General features: G+C 72.5%; 23 protein-coding genes and 1 riboswitch. Of the genes, 11 read left to right on the forward strand and 12 right to left on the reverse strand.

Features of this window, described 5'->3' with window-relative positions:
• The first annotated feature begins 17 nt into the window (after positions 1–17).
• The 3 genes from ACH4N1_RS11920 (at position 18) to ACH4N1_RS11930 (ending at position 3,349) form a co-directional block, all read left to right on the forward strand.
• Positions 18–902, forward strand: a complete 885-nt coding sequence (locus ACH4N1_RS11920) for a MurR/RpiR family transcriptional regulator (protein WP_398096486.1) — start codon at positions 18–20, stop codon at positions 900–902.
• A gap of 70 nt (positions 903–972) precedes the next feature.
• The gene (murQ, locus tag ACH4N1_RS11925; protein ID WP_398096487.1) at positions 973–1,908 is read left to right on the forward strand and encodes an N-acetylmuramic acid 6-phosphate etherase; all 936 of its coding nucleotides are present in this window, start codon (positions 973–975) and stop codon (positions 1,906–1,908) included.
• Positions 1,909–1,924: 16 nt separating this feature from the next.
• Complete coding sequence (locus ACH4N1_RS11930; RefSeq protein WP_398096488.1) at positions 1,925–3,349, forward strand: PTS transporter subunit EIIC; 1,425 nt, start codon at positions 1,925–1,927, stop codon at positions 3,347–3,349.
• Between the two features lie 42 nt (positions 3,350–3,391).
• Here the strand turns inward: ACH4N1_RS11930 and ACH4N1_RS11935 are convergent, their stop codons facing one another.
• Positions 3,392–4,477, reverse strand: coding sequence for a hypothetical protein (locus ACH4N1_RS11935; RefSeq protein WP_398096490.1), 1,086 nt, complete (start codon positions 4,475–4,477; stop codon positions 3,392–3,394).
• Between the two features lie 305 nt (positions 4,478–4,782).
• On the opposite strand from ACH4N1_RS11935, the gene ACH4N1_RS11940 reads away from it, so the two are divergent.
• Positions 4,783–5,352, forward strand: coding sequence for a hypothetical protein (locus ACH4N1_RS11940; protein WP_398096491.1), 570 nt, complete (start codon positions 4,783–4,785; stop codon positions 5,350–5,352).
• 223 nt (positions 5,353–5,575) lie between these two features.
• Here ACH4N1_RS11940 and ACH4N1_RS11945 read toward each other — a convergent pair whose 3' ends face one another.
• From ACH4N1_RS11945 to thrC, 5 genes are all read right to left on the reverse strand, one after another.
• Positions 5,576–6,700: an NADH:flavin oxidoreductase gene (locus ACH4N1_RS11945; RefSeq protein ID WP_398096493.1), complete on the reverse strand. Its 1,125-nt coding sequence runs from the start codon at positions 6,698–6,700 to the stop codon at positions 5,576–5,578.
• Between the two features lie 291 nt (positions 6,701–6,991).
• Complete coding sequence (gene groL / locus ACH4N1_RS11950) at positions 6,992–8,614, reverse strand: chaperonin GroEL (protein ID WP_363086811.1); 1,623 nt, start codon at positions 8,612–8,614, stop codon at positions 6,992–6,994.
• 352 nt (positions 8,615–8,966) lie between these two features.
• Positions 8,967–9,173: a cold-shock protein gene (locus tag ACH4N1_RS11955; protein ID WP_007493268.1), complete on the reverse strand. Its 207-nt coding sequence runs from the start codon at positions 9,171–9,173 to the stop codon at positions 8,967–8,969.
• Between the two features lie 477 nt (positions 9,174–9,650).
• Entirely contained in the window at positions 9,651–9,926 is a 276-nt protein-coding gene (locus tag ACH4N1_RS11960; RefSeq protein ID WP_366061167.1) for a MoaD/ThiS family protein, read from the reverse strand.
• Entirely contained in the window at positions 9,923–11,206 is a 1,284-nt protein-coding gene (gene thrC, locus ACH4N1_RS11965) for a threonine synthase (protein ID WP_398096496.1), read from the reverse strand. The genes ACH4N1_RS11960 and thrC overlap by 4 nt, the downstream gene beginning before the upstream one ends.
• 18 nt (positions 11,207–11,224) lie before the next feature.
• Positions 11,225–11,395: riboswitch (SAM riboswitch) on the reverse strand.
• 169 nt (positions 11,396–11,564) lie between these two features.
• Between thrC and ACH4N1_RS11970 the strand changes: the two genes are divergently transcribed.
• Positions 11,565–12,536: a glucosyl-3-phosphoglycerate synthase gene (locus ACH4N1_RS11970; protein ID WP_398096498.1), complete on the forward strand. Its 972-nt coding sequence runs from the start codon at positions 11,565–11,567 to the stop codon at positions 12,534–12,536.
• A 130-nt stretch (positions 12,537–12,666) separates the two neighbouring features.
• Positions 12,667–14,079 carry a trehalose-6-phosphate synthase gene (locus ACH4N1_RS11975; protein ID WP_398096500.1) on the forward strand — a complete coding sequence of 471 codons (1,413 nt, stop codon included), beginning with the start codon at positions 12,667–12,669 and terminating at the stop codon, positions 14,077–14,079.
• Positions 14,080–14,246: 167 nt separating this feature from the next.
• Here ACH4N1_RS11975 and otsB read toward each other — a convergent pair whose 3' ends face one another.
• The 3 genes from otsB to ACH4N1_RS11990 all read right to left on the reverse strand — a co-directional run bounded on the left by otsB (position 14,247) and on the right by ACH4N1_RS11990 (position 16,798).
• Positions 14,247–15,119 (reverse strand): trehalose-phosphatase, encoded by an 873-nt coding sequence (gene otsB, locus ACH4N1_RS11980; RefSeq protein WP_398096502.1) that lies wholly within the window; start codon positions 15,117–15,119, stop codon positions 14,247–14,249.
• Between the two features lie 165 nt (positions 15,120–15,284).
• Positions 15,285–15,539, reverse strand: coding sequence for a DUF3263 domain-containing protein (locus ACH4N1_RS11985; RefSeq protein WP_398096504.1), 255 nt, complete (start codon positions 15,537–15,539; stop codon positions 15,285–15,287).
• Positions 15,540–15,574: 35 nt separating this feature from the next.
• Positions 15,575–16,798 (reverse strand): extracellular solute-binding protein, encoded by a 1,224-nt coding sequence (locus ACH4N1_RS11990; protein WP_398096696.1) that lies wholly within the window; start codon positions 16,796–16,798, stop codon positions 15,575–15,577.
• Between the two features lie 205 nt (positions 16,799–17,003).
• Here ACH4N1_RS11990 and ACH4N1_RS11995 point away from each other — a divergent pair, with 205 nt between their 5' ends.
• The 3 genes from ACH4N1_RS11995 to ACH4N1_RS12005 all read left to right on the forward strand — a co-directional run bounded on the left by ACH4N1_RS11995 (position 17,004) and on the right by ACH4N1_RS12005 (position 20,242).
• Positions 17,004–17,948 (forward strand): ROK family protein, encoded by a 945-nt coding sequence (locus ACH4N1_RS11995; protein WP_398096506.1) that lies wholly within the window; start codon positions 17,004–17,006, stop codon positions 17,946–17,948.
• The gene (gene nagA / locus ACH4N1_RS12000; RefSeq protein ID WP_398096507.1) at positions 17,948–19,159 is read left to right on the forward strand and encodes an N-acetylglucosamine-6-phosphate deacetylase; all 1,212 of its coding nucleotides are present in this window, start codon (positions 17,948–17,950) and stop codon (positions 19,157–19,159) included. The genes ACH4N1_RS11995 and nagA overlap by 1 nt, the downstream gene beginning before the upstream one ends.
• Before the next feature lie 138 nt (positions 19,160–19,297).
• Positions 19,298–20,242: a 1-phosphofructokinase family hexose kinase gene (locus tag ACH4N1_RS12005; protein ID WP_398096509.1), complete on the forward strand. Its 945-nt coding sequence runs from the start codon at positions 19,298–19,300 to the stop codon at positions 20,240–20,242.
• Between the two features lie 6 nt (positions 20,243–20,248).
• Here ACH4N1_RS12005 and ACH4N1_RS12010 read toward each other — a convergent pair whose 3' ends face one another.
• Both ACH4N1_RS12010 and cdgB read right to left on the reverse strand, forming a co-directional pair.
• Positions 20,249–21,193: a carbohydrate-binding protein gene (locus tag ACH4N1_RS12010; protein ID WP_398096510.1), complete on the reverse strand. Its 945-nt coding sequence runs from the start codon at positions 21,191–21,193 to the stop codon at positions 20,249–20,251.
• Between the two features lie 153 nt (positions 21,194–21,346).
• Entirely contained in the window at positions 21,347–23,071 is a 1,725-nt protein-coding gene (gene cdgB, locus ACH4N1_RS12015) for a diguanylate cyclase CdgB (protein ID WP_398096512.1), read from the reverse strand.
• A 356-nt stretch (positions 23,072–23,427) separates the two neighbouring features.
• Between cdgB and ACH4N1_RS12020 the strand changes: the two genes are divergently transcribed.
• Positions 23,428–24,006: a flavin reductase family protein gene (locus ACH4N1_RS12020; RefSeq protein ID WP_398096697.1), complete on the forward strand. Its 579-nt coding sequence runs from the start codon at positions 23,428–23,430 to the stop codon at positions 24,004–24,006.
• A gap of 48 nt (positions 24,007–24,054) precedes the next feature.
• A complete protein-coding gene (locus ACH4N1_RS12025; protein ID WP_398096513.1) occupies positions 24,055–24,546 on the forward strand; it encodes a GNAT family N-acetyltransferase in 492 nt (163 codons plus the stop codon).
• Between the two features lie 49 nt (positions 24,547–24,595).
• On the opposite strand, the gene arfB is transcribed toward ACH4N1_RS12025, so the two are convergent.
• Positions 24,596–25,033, reverse strand: coding sequence for an alternative ribosome rescue aminoacyl-tRNA hydrolase ArfB (gene arfB, locus ACH4N1_RS12030; RefSeq protein WP_382791857.1), 438 nt, complete (start codon positions 25,031–25,033; stop codon positions 24,596–24,598).
• Between the last annotated feature and the right edge of the window lie 98 nt (positions 25,034–25,131).

Below are 25,131 nucleotides of genomic sequence, written 5' to 3' on the forward strand. Positions count from 1 at the left end.
GGAAATATTTTTCCGGGGTGCCACAGGACGTGACGGAAATTTTCGGCGGCGCCCTCGCCGCCCGGGTCCGCGCGCTCGCCCCGTCCATGACCCGCTCGGTGCAGCGCGTCGCCGAGACCGTCGCGGGCGACCCCGCGGGCTGCGCGGCGCTCACCGTCACGCGCCTCGCGGAACGCACCGGCACCAGTGAGGCGACCGTCGTGCGCACCGCCCGGCTGCTCGGCTACCCCGGCTACCGCGACCTGCGGCTCGCCCTCGCCGGACTCGCGGCGCAGCAGCGGTCCGGCCGGGCCCCCGCCCTCACCACCGACATCGCGGTCGACGACCCGATCGCGGACGTCGTCGCCAAACTCGCCCACGACGAACGGCAGGCCCTCGCCGACACCGCCGCCGGTCTCGACACCGTGCAGCTCGGGGCGGCGGTGGCGGCGGTGGCCGCCGCCCGCAGGACGGACGTCTACGGCGTCGGCGCGTCCGGGCTCGTCGCCCAGGACCTCGCGCAGAAGCTGCTGCGGATAGGGCTCGTGGCCCACGCCCACAGCGACCCGCACCTCGCGGTCACGAACGCGGTGCAGCTGCGGGCGGGGGACGTCGCCGTGGCGATCACGCACTCCGGGTCGACACGGGACGTCGTCGAACCGCTGCGGGTCGCCTTCGAGCGGGGCGCCACGACCGTCGCCGTCACCGGGCGGCCGGGCGGGACGGTCACGCAGTACGCGGACCAGGTGCTGACGACGTCGACGGCCCGGGAGAGCGAGCTGCGGCCCGCGGCGATGTCGTCCAGGACCGGCCAGCTGCTGGTGGTGGACTGCCTGTTCGTGGGGGTGGCGCAGCGCACGTACGACACGGCGGCACCGGCGCTGGCCGCGTCGTACGAGGCCCTGGCCCACCGGCACCGGTAGACCGTGGGGACACGTCGGCCGACCCGCGCCGGAGTCGGCCGTCCCGCGCCGGAGAGAAAGAGCCGCTGCCATGACCTCGACCCCCCGCCCCGACGACCTGCTCGCCCAGCTCGGATCGCTCACCACCGAGGCCTTCCGGCCCGAACTCGCCGAGATCGACCGGCTGCCCACCCTCGACATCGCCCGGCTCATGAACGGCGAGGACACCCTGGTGGCCGCCGCCGTGGCCGCGCGACTGCCCGAGATCGCGGCCGCCGTCGACGCGATCGCCGCGCGGATGGAGCGCGGCGGCCGTCTGGTGTACGCCGGGGCGGGAACGGCCGGGCGGCTCGGCGTGCTGGACGCGTCCGAGTGCCCGCCGACCTTCAACACCGCCCCCGGCCAGGTCGTGGGACTCGTCGCGGGCGGGCCGCCGGCGATGGTGACCTCCGTCGAGGGCGCCGAGGACTCGCGGGAGCTGGCGCGGGCGGACCTGGCCGGCCTCGCGCTGACCGCCGGGGACACGGTGGTCGGGATCTCCGCCTCGGGGCGCACCCCGTACGCGATCGGCGCGGTGGAGTACGCGCGCTCGGCCGGCGCGCTGACCGTCGGGCTGGCCTGCAACCCGGGCAGTGCGCTGGCCGCGGCCGCCGAGCACGGCATCGAAGTGGTCGTCGGGCCCGAACTGCTCACCGGGTCGACCCGGCTGAAGGCGGGCACCGCGCAGAAACTGGTGCTGAACATGCTGTCGACGATCACGATGATCCGGCTGGGCAAGACGTACGGGAACCTGATGGTCGACGTACGGGCCTCGAACGAGAAGCTGCGGGCCCGCTCGCGGCGGATCGTCTCGCTGGCGACGGGCGCGGACGACGCGGAGATCGAGCGGGCCCTCGACGTCACCGGCGGCGAGGTGAAGAACGCGGTCCTCGTGCTGCTCGCCGGGGTCGACGGGCCGTCGGCCACCCGCCTTCTGGAGGAGTCCGGCGGTCATCTGCGCGCCGCGCTCGCCGCCGCGCGCTCCTGACCCGCACGCTCAGCAGGTGCCTACCGATGACCGTGCCGACCGTGCCACCGCCGCCGCGCTCCTGCCCCTGGTCGGCGGCCCCGCGAACGTGACCTCCGTCGCCCACTGCATGACCCGGCTGCGGCTGGGCCTCGCCGATCCGTCCCGGGCGGACGAGGAGGCGCTGCGGGCGGTGCCCGGGGTGCTGGGGCTCGTCGTGGACGGCGGTTCGTACCAGGTGGTGCTCGGGCCGGGGGTCGTCGGGCGGGTGACGGCGGCGTTCGAGGAGCTGGTGGAAGGGCCGACGGTGGCGGCGGAACTGGCCGCGCGGGGAGCGGAGTTGAAGGGCGAGCGGCAGCGGCGCGGCGCGACGCCCGGCCGGGCCGCCCTGCGCCGCCTCGCCGCCGTCTTCGTGCCCCTCGTCCCCGCCCTGATCGGCTGCGGAGTCCTCGCCGGCGTCAACGGGCTGCTGGTCAACGCCGGCCTGCTGCCCTGGCTGACACCCGCCCTGGCCGCCGTGGCGTCCGCCTTCATGGCGCTGATCGCGGTGTTCGTCGGCGTCGACACGGCGAAGGAGTTCGGCGGCACGCCCGTACTGGGCGGGGCGGTGGCCGCGATCGTGGTGTATCCGGGCGTCACGAAGGTCGCGGCGTTCGGGGTGGCGCTCGCCCCCGGCCAGGGCGGGGTCCTCGGCGCGCTGGCGGCGGCACTGCTGGCGACGCGCGTGGAGAGGTGGTGCCGGGGCCGGGTCCCGGCGGCCCTGGACGTGCTGCTGACCCCGACCCTGACCGTCCTCGTCGCGGGCCTGGCCACGCTGTACGGCCTGATGTGGGCGGCCGGCGCGGTCTCGACCGCCATCGGCACGGCGGCGAACTGGCTGCTGACGACGACGGGCGCGTTCGCCGGCCTGGTCCTGGGCGGGCTGTTCCTCCCGCTGGTGATGCTGGGCCTGCACCAGGCCCTCATCCCCATCCACACCACGCTCATCGAACAGCAGGGCCACACCGTGCTGCTGCCCGTCCTGGCGATGGCGGGCGCGGGCCAGGTGGGCGCGGCGATGGCGGTGTACGTCCGGCTGCGCCACGACACGTCCCTGCGCACGACGATCAGGTCGGCGCTGCCGGCCGGCCTGCTGGGCGTCGGCGAGCCCCTGATCTACGGGGTGTCGCTGCCGCTCGGCCGCCCCTTCCTCACCGCATGTGCGGGCGGGGCGGCGGGCGGGGCCTTCGTCGGGTTCTTCGCGATGCTCGGGGACCGGGTGGGGGCGACCGCGATCGGGCCGTCCGGCTGGGCGCTGTTCCCGTTGCTGGCGGGCAACCGGGGGCTGGGCGTGACGGCGGCGATCTACGCGGGCGGGCTGCTGACGGGGTACGCGGTCGGGTTCGCCGCGACCTACGCCTTCGGCGGGGTCGCGGCGGCGGCCGCGGCCGTCACCCCGGTCCGCGACCCGCACCGATCCTGAGATACGGCGCTGCCGACACTTTGACGCCGGGGTGCCCGCGGGTCAGATGATCCGCTTCATGACGATCGTGCGCTGCTTGAAGGGGGTGTCCCCGCCCCAGGACAGGACGGCGAAGACCTCCCCGCCGGGAGCACCGTGGATCTCGGGCGAGGCGGTGGCCGCGGCCCCGGTACTGGCGCGGGACCAGCCCGTGAAGTTCCGGCCGCCGTCGGTGGAGCGGTTGACCCAGAGTTCGTGGTCGTTGGGGCTGATGCAGCCGATGGCGAGGTTCTGCTGCGCCTGGTAGTCGGGGTCATTGGTGTTGGTCGTGGGAGAGGTGGGGCCCCCGCGGCCGACCGCGACGGACTCGCACTCGCCGCCGCCGGGCAGTTCGGTGAAGGACGCGTTCCGCACGCTGTTCATGTCGGTGCGCGAACGGGAGACGTAGACGCGGTCGTTCAGCCCCCGTGCGACCTCGAAATTCATGATGTTCGTGCTGATGGACCTGCTGTACGTGGACACGCTGGCCACCATGCCGTGTACCCGCGGGGAGTGCTGCGTGCCCCAGTCGCCCAGCGGGAACGACGGTGCGCCGTTCCACAGCTCCATGTTGTGCACGTACACCTGTTGGTCGCGCACCGTGTAGAGGACGACATTGTTGATACCGCTCGCCGTGGTGATGCCGGTATCGGTGCGGAAATTGCCCGGTACGTTGTCCCAGTCCGACCACAGGTTGCCTGCCGCGCCGCGGAGGATGCTGTAGTAGACCACGCCGTCGGTGCCGACGTGGAAGACGACGAGGCGGGAGTCCTGCAAGCCGCCGGTGCCGATGTTGAGCAGCGAGACGACCTCGGGGCGGTGGTAGGTGCGGGCGCCCCCCGGCATCACCTGCCAGGCGCCGTTGCGGTACCGCCACCAGATCTGGTTGTCGTTCCCGCGTACCACCTCGTAGAGGTCTCCGCGGAACCACTGTGCGGACAGCGCGTCGGGCGACCTGGCGTCACCGCCCTCGTTGATCCACGATCCCTCGGTGGCCGTGGCGGGTCCGGCCGACACGCCGAGCAGCAGCGCCAGCCCGGCCAGCAGGGCCGTCCACGCGCGCGGCAGGAGTCCGGTTCCCCTGGTCCGTAAGCCTCTTGTCCTCATCATCTGTCCTCTCGTCCTCGTCCTCGTCCTCGTCAGCGCACCGCGGCGGTCCGTGGACCGGGCTGCCGCCTGCCGGTCGGAATCCCCCGCCCGGGCCCGGAGCACTCTAGGGAGGAAACACCCACCGGACTTGCGCGTGCGTGCACCGGTTGTGTGCCGAGGAGGCCCGGCGAGCGCCCGGGCGGCCGTGCTGCCCGGGATGCCGGGAGCACCGGGCGGGGCCGGACACGGGCGGCGGGTGGGCCGCCGCCGCCGACGTCCTGACGGTGAGGAACCGCGTCCGGCCGGGCCGCCCTACCCTGGGTGTCATGAATCATGCCCAGCTCACCGCTCTCGGTCGCGCTCTCCGACTGCTCGGGGAGCACGGCGAGGCCCTGAGCGCCGACACCCCCGACGCCCGGCTGCACGAGGTCAAGGCCGATCTGCGGCGCGCCCTGGACCTGCTGGACGACAGCGTCGTCGGAGCCGCGCCCACCACCCGCTGCGCCGAGCACCCGAACGGCCCGGTCGACAACGCGGCGCACGACCTGTGCCTGCTGTGCGAGACGCGTCGCCGCGCGGCCCGGCGCGCCGAGTACAACGGCCCCGCCCCGCAGGCGCCCCCCACCGCCCCGGCCCCCTCCCGGTACGGCGCCCGCGCCGACCGCCCGCAGCCGCAGCAGCGGTGGCTCGCGGAACTGTGGACCGGACAGGAGTGGCATCTGTGCGGCACGCCGAGGCGGGACCGGCGCGAGGCGGAGCTGTACATCAACGCCCTGCGCCGCGGCTCCCGCCCCGCGATGGCCTACCGTCTCGTCCACGAGTTCACCGATTACGAGGTGGTGCGCATCTGGGGCACCCCGGTGAAGGTCGACATCGAGCCGCTGGGCAATCTCTAGTGCTGTGACCGGAAAGGTTCACCGGCTCGCGACGCCCGGCACGGCACCTCGCCGCGTTGTCGCATCACCCGAGTACATCCAGTACGCGGGTCATGCTCCGCCTTGCGATGCACCGCACCGGACGCCGCGAGCTTTCCGGCAAACCTTTCCGGTCACAGCACTAGTGGGCCCGGCCGGGAGAGGAAGGCGTCCCGTCTCCCGGACCGCACCCGCGCGTTGCCGCTCAGCTGAGGGTCTTCAGCGCGGCGGCGTCGTACGGCTTCAGCTCGTCGAGGCGGCCGGCCAGGACCTTGGCCGCCCACTCCGGGTCCTGGAGCAGCGCGCGGCCGACGGCCACCAGATCGAACTCGTCGCGCTCCAGCCGGTCGAGCAGGTCGTCGATGCTCCTGAGGGCGGAGCCCTCGCCCTGGAAGGCCTTGAAGAACTCGCCGTCGAGACCGACCGATCCGACGGTGATGGTGGGCCGGCCGGTCAGCTTCTTCGTCCAGCCCGCGAGGTTGAGGTCGGAGCCGTCGAACTCGGGGACCCAGTAGCGGCGCGTGGAGGCGTGGAAGGCGTCGACGCCGGCCGCGGCGAGCGGGGTGAGGACGGCCTCCAGCTCCTCGGGGGTCTCGGCGAGGCGCGCGTCGTAGGCCTCCTGCTTCCACTGCGAGTAGCGGAAGACGACCGGGAACTCCGGCGACACGGTCTGGCGCACGGCGGCGACGATCTCGGCCGCGAACCGGGTGCGGGCGACCGGGTCGCCGCCGTAGGCGTCGGTGCGGCGGTTGGTGCCCGCCCACAGGAACTGGTCGACCAGGTAGCCGTGGGCGCCGTGGATCTCCACGCCGTCGAAGCCGATGCGCTCCGCGGCGGCGGCGGCCTCGGCGAAGGCGCCGATGACGTCGTCCAGGTCGCGCTGGGTCATCGCCTTGCCGGTGCCCTCGGCGCCGTCCAGGCGCAGGCCGGAGGGGCCGACGGCGGGGGCGTCCGCGACGGGCGGCTGGCCCTGCTCGCGGACCATGCCGATGTGCCACAGCTGCGGCATGATCGTCCCGCCGCCCGCGTGCACGGCCTCGGCGACCTTCGCCCAGCCCGCCAGCTGCTCCTCGCCGTGGAAGCGCGGCACCCGGTCGCTCTGCCCGGCCGAGTCGTGGCCGACGTACGTGCCCTCGGTGACGACGAGACCGACACCGGCGGCGGCGCGGCGGCCGTAGTACGACGCCACGTCCTCGCCGGGGATGCCGCCGGGCGAGAACATGCGGGTCATGGGCGCCATGGCGATGCGGTTCGGGACGGTCAGGCCGTTGAGGGAGACGGGGCGCGCGAGGATCTCGGCGGCACGGGCGGCGGCGGGGGTGGCAGTCACGACAGGGGACTCCTCGGAGAGGTCGCGGTGGACATCGGGCAGTGGACATTCCGGACGGTATGTGCACATGCAAGCACCGCCCTCCCTCTCAACGGCGGCCCCGCCCTCGCCATTCCGCCCGCTCCCCCACCACCCCTGTGATCCGAACCACGCCGGCCGGGTCCGTCGGGGCGGGCCCCGGTCGCCCCTCACCACGGCGCCGGGGCCGACGCCCGGAAACGCCCGAGGGCGGTACCCCCTGCTGACGCAGGAAGTACCGCCCTCGGTGGGAAACCCGAGCCTCGATCAGGCTCAGAAGTCCATGTCACCGCCCGGCATGCCGCCGCCGGCCGGGGCCGCGGCCTTCTCCGGCTTGTCGGCGATGACGGCCTCGGTGGTGAGGAACAGCGCGGCGATCGACGCGGCGTTCTGCAGCGCGGAGCGCGTCACCTTCGCCGGGTCGATGATGCCCTCGGCGATCATGTCGACGTACTCACCGGTCGCGGCGTTCAGGCCGTGTCCGACGGGCAGGTTGCGCACCTTCTCGACGATGACGCCACCCTCGAGACCACCGTTGACGGCGATCTGCTTGAGCGGGGCCTCCAGGGCGAGCTTCACGGCGTTGGCGCCGGTCGCCTCGTCACCCTCGAGGTCGAGCTTCTCGAAGACCGAGGTGGCCTGCAGCAGGGCCACGCCACCACCGGCGACGATGCCCTCCTCGACGGCCGCCTTCGCGTTGCGGACGGCGTCCTCGATGCGGTGCTTGCGCTCCTTGAGCTCCACCTCGGTGGCGGCGCCGGCCTTGATGACGGCCACGCCGCCGGCCAGCTTCGCCAGACGCTCCTGGAGCTTCTCGCGGTCGTAGTCCGAGTCGCTGTTCTCGATCTCGGCGCGGATCTGGTTGACCCGGCCCGCGACCTGCTCCGAGGAGCCGGACCCGTCGACGATGGTGGTCTCGTCCTTGGTGATGACGACCTTGCGGGCCTTGCCCAGGAGGTCCAGGGAGGTGTTCTCGAGCTTGAGACCGACCTCCTCGGAGATGACCTCGCCACCGGTGAGGATGGCGATGTCGTTCAGCATCGCCTTGCGGCGGTCGCCGAAGCCCGGGGCCTTGACGGCGACGGACTTGAAGGTGCCGCGGATCTTGTTGACGACCAGGGTCGACAGGGCCTCGCCCTCGACGTCCTCGGCGATGATCAGCAGCGGCTTGCCCGACTGCATGACCTTCTCCAGGAGCGGGAGCAGGTCCTTGACGTTGGAGATCTTGGAGTTCGCGATCAGGATGTACGGGTCGTCGAGGACGGCCTCCATACGCTCCATGTCGGTCGCGAAGTACGCCGAGATGTAGCCCTTGTCGAAGCGCATGCCCTCGGTGAGCTCGAGCTCCAGACCGAAGGTCTGCGACTCCTCGACGGTGATGACGCCTTCCTTGCCGACCTTGTCCATGGCCTCGGCGATCAGCTCGCCGATCTGGGTGTCGGCGGCGGAGATGGAGGCCGTCGAAGCGATCTGCTCCTTGGTCTCGACATCCTTCGCCTGCTCGAGCAGGGCACCGGAGACGGCCTCGACGGCCTTCTCGATACCGCGCTTGAGGGCCATCGGGTTGGCGCCGGCCGCCACGTTGCGCAGGCCCTCGCGGACCAGCGCCTGGGCGAGGACGGTCGCGGTGGTCGTACCGTCACCGGCGACGTCGTCCGTCTTCTTGGCGACTTCCTTGACCAGCTCGGCGCCGATCTTCTCGTACGGGTCCTCGAGTTCGATCTCCTTGGCGATGGAGACACCATCGTTGGTGATCGTGGGGGCGCCCCACTTCTTCTCGAGGACGACGTTGCGGCCCTTGGGGCCGAGCGTCACCTTGACGGCGTCCGCGAGCTGGTTCATGCCGCGCTCGAGGCCGCGCCGCGCCTCCTCGTCGAACGCGATGATCTTGGCCATGTGAAGTGGTCCCTCCAGGACTGGGGGTGATTCCTTCGGACCGCGCCCGCGCCCGCGACGGACGGCTCGCCGGCCCCGTGGTTCCTTGCCCCACCTGGCCTGCGGGCCTCACCGACCCGGTCCTTCGTTGTCACTCTCACCTTCAGAGTGCTAACGCAATGATTAGCACTCGCCTGTGCCGAGTGCAAGCGCCCCTCCGGGATCCGCAGGTGAACGGGGGGTGGCGGCGGACGCCGCCGGGTGACCGCGCACGGCTCCGGGCACACCGAAGGGCCCGCACCCCGGGAGGTGCGGGCCCTTCGCTGATGGAGCTGATGGAACAGAAGAACGTCGCTGCAAGTCGGCGCGTGCTTCAGCCGGTCGCGAGCCGGACCATGTCCGCCTGCGGCCCCTTCTGACCCTGCGAGATCTCGAAATCGACCCGCTGGCCCTCTTCCAGGGTGCGGTATCCGTCCATCTGGATCGCGCTGTAGTGGACGAAAACATCCGCACCACCGTCGACCGCGATGAAGCCGTACCCCTTCTCCGCGTTGAACCACTTGACGGTGCCCTGAGCCATGCCTAACTCCCCTATTACTGGCCCTTGCACAGATCCACACTTCGCGGATCCGGGTCAGACCTCACCCCCCAGTTGGTTGGGGGTGTGCGCCGGAACGCGTCGACCGCGGCCGAATGTATCTGTCCAACTGCCCTCTGCAACAGGTCAATCGGACGAGAAATCTGGACGCGAAGGGTCCGGAGAAGAGTGAGGATTCGCCCGAGTTCAGGGCAAGTCGGGCCCGACAAAGGGAATGAAAGGCGCAAAACACATGCGCAGTTTGGCTGTTTCTCATCGCCTGCCCCGACGGAACTCCCCCGCGGTCGGCAGGCGATGGGCGACGCGTTCCCCAACTCTACCGCGCTCAACCACACTGAATTGCCCCCTCCGCTTCTCTCGCGGAGGGGGCAATTCGATGAACTCTCGGTCATTCCTGTTACCGACGGTTACTACCGGCAGGTACTACCGACGGGTACGGAACGGGGCGCGGAGCACCGGTCAGCCGCCGGCCACGGCCGGGATGATGGAGACGCCGGCGCCGTCCGGGGTCGCCGTCTCCAGCCCCTGCTCGAAGCGCACGTCGTCGTCGTTGACGTACACGTTGACGAACCGGCGCAGCTTGCCCTGGTCGTCCAGGACGCGGGCGGCGATGCCGGTGTGGTTCTTCTCCAGGTCGGTGATGACCTCGCCGAGGGTCGCGCCCTCGGCCGGGACCTCGGCCTTGCCACCGGTGTAGGTGCGCAGGATGGTCGGGATGCGGACGGTCACGCTCATGCGAGGCCAGCCTCTCGGAAGGAGTCCAGGGTGGGGCGGATGGTGGCGGTGAGGCCGGTGCCGGCCACCGCGTCGAGGGTCTTGAGGCCGTCCCCCGTGTTGAGGACGACGGTGGTCTTCGTCGGGTCCAGGAGACCGTTCTCGATCAGCTTCCTCGTCACACCGACGGTCACGCCGCCGGCGGTCTCCGCGAAGATGCCCTCGGTCCGCGCCAGCAGCTTGATCGCGTCGACCACCTGCTCGTCGTTCACGTCCTCCACCGCGCCGCCGGTGCGGCGCGCGATGTCCAGGACGTAGGGCCCGTCCGCCGGGTTGCCGATGGCGAGGGACTTGGCGATGGTGTCCGGCTTCTGCGGCCGGACCACGTCGTGACCCGCCTTGTAGGCGACGGACACCGGCGAGCAGCCCTCGGCCTGCGCACCGAAGATCTTGTACGGCCGGTCCTCGACGAGGCCGAGCTTGATCAGCTCCTGCAGCCCCTTGTCGATCTTCGTGAGCTGCGAGCCGGAGGCGATCGGCACGACGAGCTGGTCGGGGAGCCGCCAGCCGAGCTGCTCGCAGATCTCGTACGCCAGCGTCTTGGAGCCCTCGGCGTAGTACGGCCGCAGGTTGACGTTGACGAAGCCCCAGCCCTCGCCGGCCGGGTCGCCGATCAGTTCGGAGCAGAAGCGGTTCACGTCGTCGTAGTTGCCCTCGATGCCGACGAGTTCGCCGCCGTAGATCGCGGCCATGACGACCTTGCCCTGCTCCAGGTCGTGCGGGATGAACACGCAGGAGCGGAAACCGGCGCGGGCGGCGGCGGCGCCGACGGCACCGGCCAGGTTGCCCGTGGAGGAGCAGGACAGGGTGGTGAAGCCGAAGGCGCGGGCGGCCTCGATGGCCTGGGCGACGACGCGGTCCTTGAAGGAGTGCGTCGGGTTGCCGGAGTCGTCCTTGACGAACAGCTTGCCGGCGTCGACGCCCAGCTCGCGGGCCAGGTTGTCGGCCTGGACGAGCTTGGTCCAGCCGGGGTTGATGTTCGGCTTGTCCGCCACGTCGGCCGGGACGGGCAGCAGCGGCGCGTAGCGCCAGATGTTCGCGGGGCCCGCCTCGATGCGCTTGCGGAGCTCCTCGGTCTCGTAGGACGAGAAGTCGTACGCGATCTCGAGCGGGCCGAAACACTCCTCGCAGGCGAAGACCGGGCCGAGGGGCACGCGGTGTCCGCACTCGCGGCAGGAGAGCGCCGCGGCGGGACCGAGATCGACGGAGTTCGTGGTGCTTGCAACTGTCTGCGCAGCCATGTGAGGCGAGGCCCTTTCTCCTCATCTTCCTCACGACGCATCTCGCCGTGAGACGGATTTGGCACCTTCCCTAGCCGGGAGCCTCACCACATCGACGTGACGCGTGGGCGGTCACGCCTGGCGGCGCGCGCGGCTGGAGGGTTGCCGGGGCTTCATCGGGCCGTGTCCCTCTGCCCCTCTGGATGAGCGGTATGAAGTTGTGAACAGCGGCCACCTCGGACATGCGATGGTCATCCGCGTTGTTCAAGACTGTAACCGAAGGCCAGGACAGTTGAGACAGACGTCCGAACCGCGAGATGGATCACACGGTCACCCCACGTGCACCGCGTGTGATCACGACAGTGAGGAGCCGCAGACCGTGCTGAAAGAAGCTGAAGCCTGGCTGGCCACCCGCTCCTGGTCCGTGACCGACCGCCCGCTGCACCGCGTCCTGGCCGCGAAGCGCGCCTCGGGCCAGTCGGTGTCCGTGGTGCTGCCCGCCCTGAACGAGGAGGAGACGGTCGGTGACATCGTCGCGGTCATCCGCCACGACCTGATGCGGCAGGTCCCCCTCGTCGACGAGATCGTCGTCGTCGACTCGGGCTCCACCGACCGCACGTCGCGGGTCGCCGCGGCGGCCGGGGCGCGCGTCGTCCACCGGGACGAGATCCTGCCCCGGATACCGGCCGTGCCCGGCAAGGGCGAGGTGCTGTGGCGGTCGCTGCTCGTGACGACCGGGGACATCGTCTGCTTCGTCGACGCCGACCTCAAGGAGTTCTCCTCCGACTTCGTCTCGGGGATCGTGGGCCCGCTGCTCACCGACCCCGGCGTGGACCTGGTCAAGGCGATGTACGACCGCCCGCTGGGCACCGAGCCGGATTCGCCCGCCTCCGGCAGGACCGCGGGCCAGGGCGGCCGGGTCACCGAACTCATGGCCCGCCCCCTGCTCAACATGCACTGGCCGCAGCTGGCCGGCTTCGTGCAGCCGCTCGGCGGCGAGTACGCGGCCCGCCGGAGCCTGCTGGAACAGCTCCCGTTCCCCGTCGGCTACGGCGTGGAGCTGGGCATGCTCGTCGACGCCCTGCACCTGGTCGGCCTGGACGCCCTCGCCCAGGTCGACGTCGGCGTCCGCAAGCACCGCCACCAGGACGGGCAGGCGCTCGGCAGGATGGCGGCGGCGATCTACCGCACCGCGCAGCTCCGGCTGGCCCGCGGGCACCTGATCCGCCCCGCCCTCACCCAGTTCGAGCGGGGCGCGGACGGCTTCGAGCCGCGCACCTATTCCGTGGACACCGAGGAACGGCCGCCGATGGCGGAGATCGCCGAGTACGCGGAACGCAAGGTCGCCTGACGGGCCGCGGGTGCGGCCGGCCGGGCACGAGCGCACCCACGGCCCGGCGGCCGCATACGGCCGGACATGACCCGGCCACGGACCGCATCCGTACGTTTGAGCGTTTACGGACCGGGCTAGGTTGTGGCGTATGGCTTCCACGCGTGCTGCTGTTGCTGAGGGTGCTCAGGTGCTGGTCGCGTCCAACCGCGGCCCGGTCTCCTACCAGGTGCGCGAGGACGGTTCGCTGCACGCCGGAAGGGGCGGCGGCGGACTGGTCTCGGGCCTGTCGGCGATCGGGCCGGACGCGGGCGCCCTGTGGGTGTGCTCGGCGCTCTCCGACGACGACCGCGAGGCGGTGCGGCGCGGGGTCGGCGAGGACGGCGTCCGGATGCTCGACATCCCGGCCGACGTGCACGCCGACGCGTACAACGGCATCGCCAACTCCGTGCTCTGGTTCATCCACCACCTGCTGTACCAGACCCCGCTGGAGCCCGTCTTCGACGCGGAGTTCCGGCGCCAGTGGGCGTCGTACGAGGCGTACAACCGCGCGTTCGCGGAGGCGCTCGCCGAGGAGGCCGGCCGGGGCGCGGCGGTCCTGGTGCAGGACTACCACCTCTGCCTGGTCCCGGGCATGCTCCGCGAGCTGCGGCCCGACCTGCGCATCGGCCACTTCTCGCACACGCCGTGGGCGCCGGTGGACTACTTCGCGCTGCTCCCCACCGACATCCGCGCGCAGCTGCTGCGCGGCATGCTCGGCGCGGACCGCCTGGGCTTCCTGACCAGGCGCTGGGCGGACGCCTTCACCGCGTGCTGCGCGGAGTTCGTGGGCGGCACCGGCGGCACCGGGATCGGGGTGCACGGCCTCGGCGCCGACGCCGACTTCCTGCGCGCCCGCTCCCACGAGAGCGACGTCGAGGAGCGCATCACCGCCCTGCGCGAGGAGATCGGCGAGGGCCGCAAGGCCGTCGTGCGCGTCGACCGCACCGAGCTGTCGAAGAACATCGTGCGCGGCCTGCTGGCCTACCGGCAGCTCCTCGACGACCACCCCGAGTGGCGCGAGCGCGTCGTCCACGTGGCGTTCGCCTACCCCTCCCGCCAGGACCTCGCCGTCTACCGCGACTACACGGCCGCGGTGCGGCGGCTGGCGGAGGAGATCAACGAGCGGTACGGCACCCCCGGCTGGACCCCGGTCGTGCTGCACGTGAAGGACGACTTCGCCCGCTCCCTGGCCGCGTACCGCCTCGCCGACGTGGCCCTGGTCAACCCCATCCGCGACGGCATGAACCTGGTCGCCAAGGAGGTCCCGATCGTCTCCGACGAGGGCTGCGCCCTGGTGCTGTCCCGTGAGGCCGGGGCGTACTGGGAGCTGGGCGAGGACGCGATCGTGGTGAACCCCTACGACGTCCTGGAGACCGCCGACGCCCTGCACGAGGCGCTGAGCATGGCGCCGGAGGAGCGGGCGGAGCGCGGCAAGAGGCTGGCTGCGGCCGCGACCGCGCTCCCTCCGGCCCAGTGGTTCCTGGAGCAGCTCCAGGCCCTCCAGGCCCTCCGCCGCGACTGACCGGAGAACACCCGCAGCGGTCCTGCCCCCGGCCCGCCCGCCGGGGTCACCCGCAGCGGTCCTGATCCCCCGGCCCGCCCGCCGGGGTCACCCGCAGCGGTCCTGATCCCCCGGCCCGCCCCCGGCAGGCTCGTGGCCCCGGCCTCTCACCGCAGCTCGTCGGCCTCTCACCGCAGCTCGTCCGAGAGTGCCCGCAGCAGCCCCACCACCCCGGCGGGGCCCTCGACGACCAGGTCCGCCCGCTCCGACAGTTCGGTCACCTCGGAGCTGCCGCTGGCCACGAGCAGACCGGGGACGCCGTCGGAGCGGAGCTTCTCGACGGCGGCGAAGGCGGGCAGGTCCCCGAGGTCGTCGCCGGCGTAGAGAACCGCCCCGGCGCCGGTCTCGCGGACGTACTCCGTCAGCGCCACGCCCTTGTCCACGCCCGGCGGCCGCAGCTCCAGCACCATCCGGCCCGGCTCGACGACGAGTCCGTGCCGGGCCGCGAGGTCGGCGAGCGGGCGGCGCAGCGCCTCGAACGCGGCCTGCGGGTCCTCCGCCCGCCGCGTGTGCACGGCGACGGCCCGCCCCTTCTCCTCGACCCAGGTCCCCGGCCACGCCCCGGCCGCCTCCAGCACGGCGGGCAGCTCGGCCCGCACGGCCGCGACACCGGGATGCGGCGCGGGCGCGGAGACGGTCCCGGTGCGGGCGTCCCACCGCTCGGCCCCGTAGTGCCCGAGCACGGCCAGGCGCTCCAGCCCCGGCACCCCGGCGAACCCGCCGTTGCTCACCGCCACGGCGGCGGGCCGCCCGGTCACCACGGCGACCGAGGCCACCTTCGGCGCCAGCTCAGCGAGCACGGCGAGCGCGTCCGGATGCGGCCGCGCGTCCTGCGGGTTCTCGACGATCGGCGCGAGCGTCCCGTCGAAGTCGAGCGCGACGAGCACGGTGCGCGGCGCGGCCAGGATCGCGGCGAGCGCCTCGTGGCCGCGGGGGGTGGTGGGGGTGGGGGTGGGGAGAGCGGAGCGGGAGTCCGTGGAGTGCGTCTCGTGGGTGCCCATACGGTGACGATAACCGGACGGGATCGACGGCGAGGGGGACGGGCCCACGACCGGACGGGCCCGCACTTCCCGGCGCCGGGCACGGCGGCCCGGCCAGTCCGGGGGCGGCGGCCTGCGGGGACGGCGCTCCCCGCCCGTCCGCACGAACTCCCCGTCCACGCACGCTCACCGCTCCGCCCGGCGGGCCTCCCGCACCCGGCGGAGCCGGTTCACCGTCACCGGATCGTGCGCCAGCGCCCGTGCGTCGTCCAGCAGCGCGTTGAGCAGCTGGTAGTACCGCACGGGCGACAGGTCCAGCTCCTCACGGATCGCCCGTTCCTTCGCGCCGGGCCCCGGGAAACCGCGCCGCTCCAGGGCGAGGATGTCCCGCTCCCGCGCCCCGAGCCCGTCGTGCCCGTTTTCGTCTGCCGCCCGCTCCATGCCCCGCACGGTAACCCAACCGCACGGGACGCGGTTCAGCCGCCGGTGCCGCTCTCCGCGGTGGTGGCCGTCGTCTGGAGCTGGCCGAGGACCCCGGCCGGGCTGCCACCGGGCTGCACGGCCTGACCGATCCGCTTCTTCACGTCCGCGCTGACCGCCGCCCAGGAGGTGCGCCCCACCGGGTACAGCTCGGACACCGGCAGCTGGTCGAGGAAGGGCTTGAGGTCGGCGTCCTGGGAGGCGGCCGTCATGGTCTGGGAGGCGGAGTTGGTGACGGGCAGCAGGTCGTACTCGCGGGAGAAGTCGACGACGTTCTCCTCGCTGTAGACGAAGTTCAGGAAGTCCTTGATCTGCTCGGCGTGGCCGTTCTGCCTGAAGGCGGTCATCCAGTCGGCGACGCCCATGGAGACCTTGGTCGGCCCGTCGAGGCCGGGCATCGGGACCATGCCGAACTTCACGCCCTTCTTCGCGGCCGTCTTCATCAGCGAGGGGTGCCCGTTGAGCATGCCGACCTGGCCGGCGGCGAAGGCGGCGAACGCGTCGGCCCGGTTGAGCTTGCCCGGCGCGACCGGCCCGGTGAGGCCCTTGCCGACCAGTTCGTTCTTCAGCCAGGTGAAGGTGTGGACGTTCTCGGTGGAGTCGAGGCTGTAACCGGTGGCGGTCCCGGTGTAGCCGCCCCCGCCGCTGAGCAACCACTGCATGGTCTCGGCCTGCGCCTCCTCGGGACCGAGAGGCAGGGCGTACGGGTACTTCACGCCGTCCGCCTTCAGGGCCTCCGCGTCCTTCGCCAGCTCGGCCCAGGTGGTCGGCGCGGTGATGCCGGCCTCGGCGAAGAGGGTCTTGTTGTAGAACAGCAGCCGCGTCGAGGAGGCGAACGGCATGCCGTACTGCACGCCGTGCACCTCGCCCGCGTCGGCGAGCTGGGGCACGAAGTCGGCCTGGACGGGGATGGAGAGGACGTCGCCGGCCGGGTAGAGGAGGTCCTCGGCGGCGTAGTCGGCGTAGGCGCCGATCTGCGCCATGTCGGGGGCCCTGCCGGCGTCGACCAGCTCCTTGACCTCGCGGTCGACGTCGTTCCAGGAGTGGACGGTGACCTCGACGGTGACGTCGGGGTGGTCCTTCTCGTAGGCCTCGACGAGTGCGTCCCAGTACTTGCCGGAGCTGTTGGCGGCGCTGTCGCCGTAGTCGGCGGCGACGAGGGTGAGGGTGACGTCACCGGAGCCGCCGGTGACTCCGCAGCCGGCGAGGGCCGCCGTCATGCTCAGGGCGGCTGCCACCGCGATCGTTCCCGACTTCGCTGCCCGCCACTGCACTGTGCTCTCCCGCTCCCCTGGACGGCCGGGCCCCGTGTGCACACACCATCCACACATGATTGCTCCGACCAATGAAACCGATATGCGGATTAAGGTCTACACCACGCAAGTGGACTAGACCTCTTGCGGGTCCTCGGGCCACACTGTCCCCGTGAGACATGTCATCGCCCTCGATGTGGGCGGCACCGGGATGAAAGCCGCCCTCGTCGGGGCGGACGGCGCGCTGCTGCACCGGGCCCGCCGGGCCACGGGCCGCGAGCACGGTCCCGACGAGGTCGTCGCCGGCATCCTCGACTTCGCCGCCGAACTGCACGCGTACGGCGCCGAGCACCTCGGCGAGGGCGCGGCCGCGGCCGGAGTCGCGGTCCCCGGCATCGTCGACGAGGCGAACGGCGTCGCCGTCTACGCCGCCAACCTCGGCTGGCGCGACGTCGGCCTGCGCCGGCTCCTCACCGGCCGGCTCGGCGGCATCCCGGTGGCCCTCGGCCACGACGTCCGCACCGGCGGACTCGCGGAGGGGCGGATCGGCGCGGGCCGGGGCGCCGACCGCTACCTCTTCGTGGCCCTCGGCACGGGCATCGCGGGCGCCATCGGCACGGCCGGCCGGGTGGAGGCGGGCGCGCACGGCTGCGCGGGCGAGATCGGCCACATCGTCGTACGCCCCGGCGGTACGCCCTGCCCCTGCGGGCAACGCGGCTGCCTGGAACGGTTCGCGTCGGCGGCGGCGGTCGGCGAGGCGTGGGCGGCGGCCTGCGGGAACCCGGAGGCGGACGCCGCGGACTGCGCGAAGGCCGTCACGTCCGGCGACCCGAACGCCGTCCGGATCTGGCAGCAGGCCGTCGACGCACTCGCCGACGGCCTGGTCACCGCCCTCACCCTGCTGGACCCGCGCGCCCTCGTCATCGGTGGCGGCCTCGCCGAGGCGGGGGAAACCTTGTTCACACCGCTGCGGAACGCCGTCCGCCGGCGGGTCACCTTCCAGAAGCTCCCGGACATCGTCCCGGCGGCGCTGGGCGACACCGCCGGATGCCTCGGCGCGGGCCTACTGGCCTGGGATCTCCTCGAAACAACCGACGGCACGGAGGTAACACCCTGATGGCCACCCCTCCAGGGGCGCGAGGCGCCACGGCACGCGGCTCCGCCGTACGGGCGCGAGACGCCACCACGCACCCGCAGGTACTCACCGGCGCCAGGGTGGTGCTCCCCACCGGCACGGTGCCCGACGGCCGCGTCACCGTCGACGGCACGAAGATCGCCCCCGACGCCCCGCCCGGAACCGCCCACGTCGTCGACGTGACGGGCCACTGGCTGGTCCCCGGCTTCGTCGACCTGCACAACCACGGCGGCGGCGGGGCCTCCTTCTCCGGCACCGCCGACGAGGTGCACCGGGCGATCCGCACCCACCGCCGCCACGGCACCACCACGCTCGTCGCGTCCACCGTCACCGACGACATGGACGTCCTGGTCCGGCAGGCCGGCCTGCTCAGCGAACTGGCCGAACAGGGCGACCTGGCCGGCATCCACTTCGAGGGCCCGTTCATCTCGCCGTGCCGCAAGGGCGCCCACTCCGAGGGCCTGCTGCGCGACCCGGACCCGGCCCAGGTGCGCAAGCTCGTCGACGCGGCGCGCGGCAGGGCGAAGATGGTCACCCTGGCGACCGAACTGCCGGGCGGCATCGACTCCGTACGGCTGCTGGCCGAGCACGGGGTGATCGCGGCCGTCGGCCACACGGACGCCACGTACGAGCAGACGGTGGCGGCGATCGCGGCGGGCGCCACGGTCGCCACCCATCTCTTCAACGCCATGCCCCCGCTCGGGCACCGCGCGCCGGGCCCGATCGCCGCCCTGCTGGAGGACGAGCGGGTGACGGTCGAGCTGATCAACGACGGCGTCCACCTGCACCCGGCGGCACTGGAGCTGGCGTTCCACCGGGCGGGCGCGGGCCGGGTCGCGTTCATCACGGACGCGATGGACGCGGCCGGCACCGGCGACGGCCGGTACCTGCTCGGCCCGCTGGAGGTCGAGGTCAGCGAGGGCGTGGCCCGGCTGGTGGAGGGCGGTGCGATCGCCGGCTCCACGCTGACCCTGGACCGCGCGTTCAAGCGGGCGGTGACGGTGGACCGGCTGCCGGTGGAGGACGTGGTCGCGGCCCTGTCCGCGAACCCGGCCCGGCTGCTGGGCATGGCCGACCGGGTGGGCTCCCTGGAGCCGGGCAAGGACGCCGACCTGGTCCTGCTGGACGAGAACTTCGACCTCAAGGGCGTGATGCGGCAGGGGGTTTGGGTGGTGGATCCCCAACTGGGCTGAAATATCCGCCCGCACGGGGACGGCGGCCTACCCGGGGACTGGGCCGACCGCCGTCTCTTTGGCATGATCAGGCCGTCCGGAAGGGCGAATTCAAGCAAACGGCGGCCGAACGCCGCTGATCGGGGGAGGTCGGGCCAGGTGATCCTCACGGTCACGCCGAACACCGCTCTGGACGTCACCTACCGCGTCCCGGCCCTGCTCCCGCACGCCACGCACCGGGTGACCGAGGTGGCGGAACGTTCCGGCGGCAAGGGACTGGACGTGGCGCGCGTCCTGGCCGCCCTCGGGCACGAGGTGACGGTCACCGGCTTCGCGGGCGGCCCCACCGGCCGCGTCGTACGGGAGCGGCTCACCGGCGTGACCGACGCGCTCGTCCCGTGCGCCGCCCCGACCCGCCGCACGCTCACCGTGGCCGACGAACGCACCGGGCAGACCACGCGGTTCGACGAACCGGGCCCGGTCGTCACCCCCGCCGAGTGGTCCGCCTTCCAGGAGACGTACGAGCGGCTGCTGGCCGGCGCCGACGCGGTGGCCCTGTGCGGCAGCCTGCCGCCGGGGGTGCCGGTGGGCGCGTACGGGGGCCTGGTGCGCACCGCGCGGGCCGCGGGCGTACCCGTGCTGCTGGACACCGGCGGCGAGGCGCTGCGCCGCGCGGTGGCGGCGCGCCCGGACCTGATCAAGCCCGACGCCGAGGAACTGGCCGAACTGACCGGCTCCCACGAGCCGTCACGCGCGACGCAGGACGCCCGCCGGCGCGGCGCCCGCTCGGTGGTGACGTCCCTGGGCGCGCAGGGCCTGGTCGCGGCCACCCCGGAGGGCCGCTGGCGGGCCGTCCCGCCGGCCCGGCCGCTCGGCAATCCGAGGTCGCGTCGGCGCGGCACCCCGGCGGGCACCGGTGACGCGGTCTCCGCGGGCCTGCTCTCCGGCCTCGCCGAACGGCTCCCCTGGCCCGAGACCCTGGCCCGCGCGCTCGCCCTGTCCACGGCGACCGCCCTGTCCCCGACGGCCGGCGATTTCGACCGGGCCGTCTACGAGGACCTGCTGGGCAGGGTCGCGGTGACCGGGGAGGTCACCGCGGCCTGACCGCGGTCAGTCCTCGACCTGACCCTTCTTCAGCCAGAACTGGTCCAGGAGCACGTTGCACTTGTCGCCGTTCTCGCAGGACAGGCTGATGGTGTTGGTGCCCTTGGTGAGGGTGGGCCAGGCGAAGGTGGTGGTCCAGCCCTTCGCGAAGTCGCCGTCGGCGGCCTTCGCGTAGTTCTTCATGCTCAGCGGCTGGCCGAACTTCTTGCCGTTGACCGTGAGGGTCATCGACTGGTCCTCGCCGGCGGTGCTGTAGTGCGCGAAGAGCGTGTACGCGCCGTCCTCGGGGATGCCGTCGACGCTCCAGGTGACGGAGTTGCCGGGCTGGTTCAGGGAGACGTAGATGCCGCCGTCCGCCTTGGCGCCCTGGACGTCGGAGGCCAGTGCGGCCGCGCCGCCGAGACGCAGGGCCTTGGCGTCGATCGTGGGCAGCTCGACCTCTTGCTCGGTGTCGCCGCTGCCGGAGGCGCTCGGCGAGGCGCTCTCGGAGACGGTGGGCGCGGGGGAGACCTCGCCGCCGGCCTGCTTGTCGTCGTCGGAGTCGCCGCCCGTCATCGCCACCGCGATGCCGATGACGACGGCCGCGACCACCGCGACCGCGCCGATCAGCAGGCCCTTGGTGTTGGGGCCGCGGCCCCGGCCGCCGCCGAGCCCCTGCTGCCGGTTGCCGGTGGTCGTGCCGCCGGCGCCGGAGAAGCTCTCGGGCCCCGCGGGAGCGCCGTTCGGCCGACCGTACGCACCCTGCTGGGGCGGCACCGCCTGCTGCCCGTACTGCGCGGTCTGCTGCTGGCCGTACTGGCGCTCGCCGACCGGGCGCACCCGGTTGACCGACGGGTATCCGTAGCCACCGCCGGACGGAGGCTGGGCTCCGTTGGCCTGGCCGTCGGCGTAGAGGTAGCCGAACGGGTCGTCGTCCTCGGGCGTGCTCGCGCCGTTGTTGCCGGGCGTCATCCCTTCGTACTCCTCAACAGGTGCGGGGCGGATGCGGTCCGCGTATCCCTACGCGTCCATACGTGTGGAGAAGAGCGAGCCTACCCGCTCCGGACCCGCCGAACGGGTGACCCGGATCGCATCGTCGCGGGCAGCCGGGCGCTGACCTGCGGATCAGCCCGCCCGTCTGTGCTGTTTGGGACGAGATCGTTTCTCTACGTACATCCGCTCGTCGGCGGACTTCAACACCTCGTCCGCGGTCATCCCGCAGTGCGCCCAGCCGATGCCGAAGCTGGCGCCCACCCGGACGGCCCGTCCCTCGGCGCGGATCGGCTGGATGATCTCGTTGCGCAGGCGTACGGCGAGGTCCTGGGCGTCGGCGCGGCCGAGCCCGTCGGCGAGGATCACGAACTCGTCGCCGCCGAGCCGGGCGACGGTGTCGCCGTCGCGGACGCCCCGGGACAGCCTGCGGGCGACCTCGATCAGGACCGCGTCACCGGCGTTGTGCCCGAACCGGTCGTTGATCGACTTGAAGCCGTCGAGGTCGCAGAAGAGGACCGCGAGCCCCTTGGTGCCGTCGTCGCGGACACCGTCCTCGGGGGCGACGGTGTGCACGTGGTGGTCGTAGGCGTCGAACTGCTCCGCGCCGTCGAACCGCTCCGCGCCACCGAACCGCTCCGCGCCGTCGGACCGGAAGTCGAAGCCGTGATCGCGGGTGTCGAAGCCGTGGTCGCCGGTGCCGAAGGCGGGGTGCCCCTGGGCGTCCATCGCGTCGACGGCGGCGGGGTGGGCGGACTGCGGGCGCGCGCAGAGCCGGGAGGACAGGCGCGAGCGCAGCTCGGCGGAGTTCGGCAGGCCGGTGAGGGAGTCGTGGGAGGCGCGGTGGGCGAGCTGGAGTTCGCGGCGCTTGCGGTCCTCTATGTCCTCGACATGGGTGAGGAGGAAGCGGGGGCCGTCGGCGGCGTCGGCGACGACGGAGTTGCGCAGCGACACCCAGACGTACGTCCCGTCGCGGCGGCCGAGGCGCAGTTCGGCGCGGCCGCCCTCGGCGGAGGTCCGCAGCAGGGTGCCGATGTCCTCGGGGTGGACGAGGTCGGAGAAGGAGTAGCGGCGCATCGCGGAGGCGGGGCGGCCCAGCAGGCGGCACAGGGCGTCGTTGGTGCGCAGGATCCGGCCGTGCTGGTCGCCGCCCATCTCGGCGATGGCCATGCCGGAGGGGGCGTACTCGAAGGCCTGGCGGAAGCTCTCCTCGCTGGCGCGCAGGGCCTGCTGCTCGCGTTCGAGGCGGACCAGGGCGCGCTGCATGTTGGACCGCAGACGCGCGTTGCTGATGGCGATGGCGGCCTGGAAGGCGTACATCTGGAGGGCTTCGCGGCCCCAGGCGCCGGGCCGGCGGCCGTTGCGCGGGCGGTCCACGGACAGGACGCCGATGAGTTCGCCGCAGGCGCCGTTGCCGCCGGGGGTGGCGGGCGTGTACATGGGGGCGAACAGGCGGTCGGAGGGGTGCCACTCGTCCTCGAAGCGGGGCGCGGGCCCGTCCGTGTACCACTGCGGGACGTCGTCGTCGTCGAGGACCCAGCCCTCGGTGTGGGGTATGAAGACCAGGTCGCCCCAGGTCTCGCCCATGCTCAGCCGTCGCTCCCAGGAGTCGCGGGAGCCGACCCGGCCGGTGATGAAAGCCTCGGCGGTGGAGTCCCCGGCGAAGGCGGCGACGACGAGGTCGCCGTCGGGGCGCACGAGGTTGACGCAGGCCAGTTCGTATCCGAGGGCGGTCACGACGCCGTTGGCGACCGTCTGCAGCGTGTCGGCCAGGCTGCGGGCCGTGTTCATGTCGGCCATGACCTGGTGCAGCTGTCGCAGGGACGCAAGACGGACGTAAGGCTCCGACTCGGCCTCCATGCTCGCCCTCCCCCCGAGACTTCGCAGCGAATCAAGGGTTGTCTTCGGCGTAACGTCGTTTCTGTCGTTGCGCATGTCGTTGTGTCCGTACCGGTGACGCCTCCGCCACTGAATCACAGCGCGCTGCCCACTCGGTACACAGGGTCAACAATTCCCGCCCCTTGTGACTCAAGTCACAGGAAAACCTGAGCAATGGAGAAGGGTTTCCGCGTTTTTCCCTGTGTGTTTACTGAGCGTACGACTCCCCTTCCGGAGAGGGTACGGGAATCGGTCCGGGGGCCTACGACCGTACTCGGGCGAAGGTCCGATGCGGGCCGGCCGGACCGGGGACTAGCGTGCGGAGCGTGCCTGCCGACCTGATCAAGACCCCACCCGCCGCGTCCGCTCCCGCCGGCCCCCTTGGGCATGCTGTGGGGGTGAGCGACGAAGAGTTCCGTGCCGCCATGTCCCGGCTGGCCGGCGGAGTGGTCCTGGTGACCGCACAGGAGCCCCCGCTGGACCCGGACGACCCGGGGGCGCCGGAGGGCGAGAACGCCGGGATGACGGCCACGGCGTTCCTGTCCGTCTCCCTGGAGCCGCCCCTGGTGCTGGTCAGCCTGCGCACCGGCTCCCGGATGGACGACCTGATCGACGAGCAGCCGCTGTGGGCGGTGTCGGTGCTGTCGGAGAGCCAGCGGCACATCGCCGGACGCTTCGCGATGAAGGGCCGGCTCAGCGACCGGCTCCTCTTCGGGGACCTCCCGCACACCCGCGGCGAGGCCACCGGCGCACCCCTGCTCGACGGCGCGCTGGCCACGCTGGAGTGCCGCACCGAGCAGCGGGTGGCGGCCGGGGACCACACGCTGGTGATCGGCCGGGTGCTGCACGCGCGCGTGCCGAGCACGCAGGGCGGACCGCTGCTCTATTTCAAGGGCCGTTACCGCCACCTGGACTGAACGGCAATTCAGTGGCCGCGCGCGGAACTCCCTTCCTAAGCTCGTGCCATGACGACCCCGCCGACGACTTCCGCCCCCCGCCTCGAAGAAATAACCGCCGCAAATCTGGAAGCCGCTCTCGGCATTCGGGTCCACCCCGAGCAGGAATTCGCGGTCTCCCCCGTGGTGAAGTCCCTCGCGGAGGCGTACGTGCATCCCGGGGTCGCCTGGCCGCGCCTGATCGTCGACGACGGACGGCCCGTCGGCTTCCTGATGGCCTTCTTCGACATCGACTGGCGCGGGGACGGCAGCCTGATCCGCTCCGGCCTGTGGCGGCTGAACATCCAGGCGGGCGAGCAGGGCCGCGGCTACGGGCGGTTCGCCGTCGAGTCCGTCGCCCGGCGGATCCGCGACCGCGGCGGTGAGGAGCTGTACGTCACCTGGCACCCCGGCGCCCACGGCCCCGAGGACTTCTACCTCGGCCTGGGCTTCCGCGACACGGGGGAGCGCAGCGGGGGCGAGACGGTGGGGGTGCTGGCGCTGGAGCGTACACAGGAGTGAAGGCGCACAGCCCGGCGGCGAGAGCCACGGCCGCCCGGTGGCGCGGCCCTCACCCCCAGTCCCGGCCCGTCCGGCCGCGCTTGGTCTCCGAGCGCTGCTTCTTCTGCCGCAGCCGGCGTTCGTTGATCCCGCGCGGGATGCGGGTGGGGCGGCGCGGCCTGGGCGGCGGCGCCGTGGCCTCGGCGAGCAGGGAGGCCAGGCGTACGGCGGCGGCCTCGCGGTTGCGCCACTGCGAACGGTGCTCGGAGGCGCGGACGGAGACGACGCCGTCGACGAGGCGGCCGGCGAGCCGTTCCAGCGCGCGTGCCTTCCACACCTCGGGCAGCGCCTCGGTGCGCGCCAGGTCGAAGCGCAGCTCCACCTGCGAGTCGCTGGTGTTGACGTGCTGCCCGCCGGGCCCCGAGGAGCGCGAGAAACGCCACACCAGCTCGGCCTCGGGAAGGCAGACGGAGCCTCTGATGACATGGGGACCGGACATGCCGTACATGTTCCCCTGTCTGACCCGTCCACGTCACGCGAATTAGGGTTTGGCAAAGAAAGTAAAGACACGGGGAACCTTGGCGCCCCCTCGCGGCGTTCATAGGG

This window comes from Streptomyces sp. NPDC017202, assembly GCF_044331705.1.
In the GTDB taxonomy this organism is placed as follows: Bacteria; Actinomycetota; Actinomycetes; order Streptomycetales; family Streptomycetaceae; genus Streptomyces.

Excerpts from the sequence above, each read along its gene's own strand:
- murQ (WP_398096487.1), top strand. The coding sequence starts at position 973 with ATGACCTCGACCCCCCGCCCCGACGACCTGCTCGCCCAGCTCGGATCG.
- ACH4N1_RS11935 (WP_398096490.1), bottom strand. The coding sequence starts at position 4,477 with ATGATGAGGACAAGAGGCTTACGGACCAGGGGAACCGGACTCCTGCCG.
- ACH4N1_RS11940 (WP_398096491.1), top strand. The coding sequence starts at position 4,783 with ATGAATCATGCCCAGCTCACCGCTCTCGGTCGCGCTCTCCGACTGCTC.
- groL (WP_363086811.1), bottom strand. The coding sequence starts at position 8,614 with ATGGCCAAGATCATCGCGTTCGACGAGGAGGCGCGGCGCGGCCTCGAG.
- ACH4N1_RS11955 (WP_007493268.1), bottom strand. The coding sequence starts at position 9,173 with ATGGCTCAGGGCACCGTCAAGTGGTTCAACGCGGAGAAGGGGTACGGC.
- ACH4N1_RS11960 (WP_366061167.1), bottom strand. The coding sequence starts at position 9,926 with ATGAGCGTGACCGTCCGCATCCCGACCATCCTGCGCACCTACACCGGT.
- thrC (WP_398096496.1), bottom strand. The coding sequence starts at position 11,206 with ATGGCTGCGCAGACAGTTGCAAGCACCACGAACTCCGTCGATCTCGGT.
- ACH4N1_RS11975 (WP_398096500.1), top strand. The coding sequence starts at position 12,667 with ATGGCTTCCACGCGTGCTGCTGTTGCTGAGGGTGCTCAGGTGCTGGTC.
- otsB (WP_398096502.1), bottom strand. The coding sequence starts at position 15,119 with ATGGGCACCCACGAGACGCACTCCACGGACTCCCGCTCCGCTCTCCCC.
- ACH4N1_RS11985 (WP_398096504.1), bottom strand. The coding sequence starts at position 15,539 with ATGGAGCGGGCGGCAGACGAAAACGGGCACGACGGGCTCGGGGCGCGG.
- ACH4N1_RS11990 (WP_398096696.1), bottom strand. The coding sequence starts at position 16,798 with ATGACGGCGGCCCTCGCCGGCTGCGGAGTCACCGGCGGCTCCGGTGAC.
- nagA (WP_398096507.1), top strand. The coding sequence starts at position 17,948 with ATGGCCACCCCTCCAGGGGCGCGAGGCGCCACGGCACGCGGCTCCGCC.
- ACH4N1_RS12010 (WP_398096510.1), bottom strand. The coding sequence starts at position 21,193 with ATGACGCCCGGCAACAACGGCGCGAGCACGCCCGAGGACGACGACCCG.
- cdgB (WP_398096512.1), bottom strand. The coding sequence starts at position 23,071 with ATGGAGGCCGAGTCGGAGCCTTACGTCCGTCTTGCGTCCCTGCGACAG.
- ACH4N1_RS12025 (WP_398096513.1), top strand. The coding sequence starts at position 24,055 with ATGACGACCCCGCCGACGACTTCCGCCCCCCGCCTCGAAGAAATAACC.
- arfB (WP_382791857.1), bottom strand. The coding sequence starts at position 25,033 with ATGTACGGCATGTCCGGTCCCCATGTCATCAGAGGCTCCGTCTGCCTT.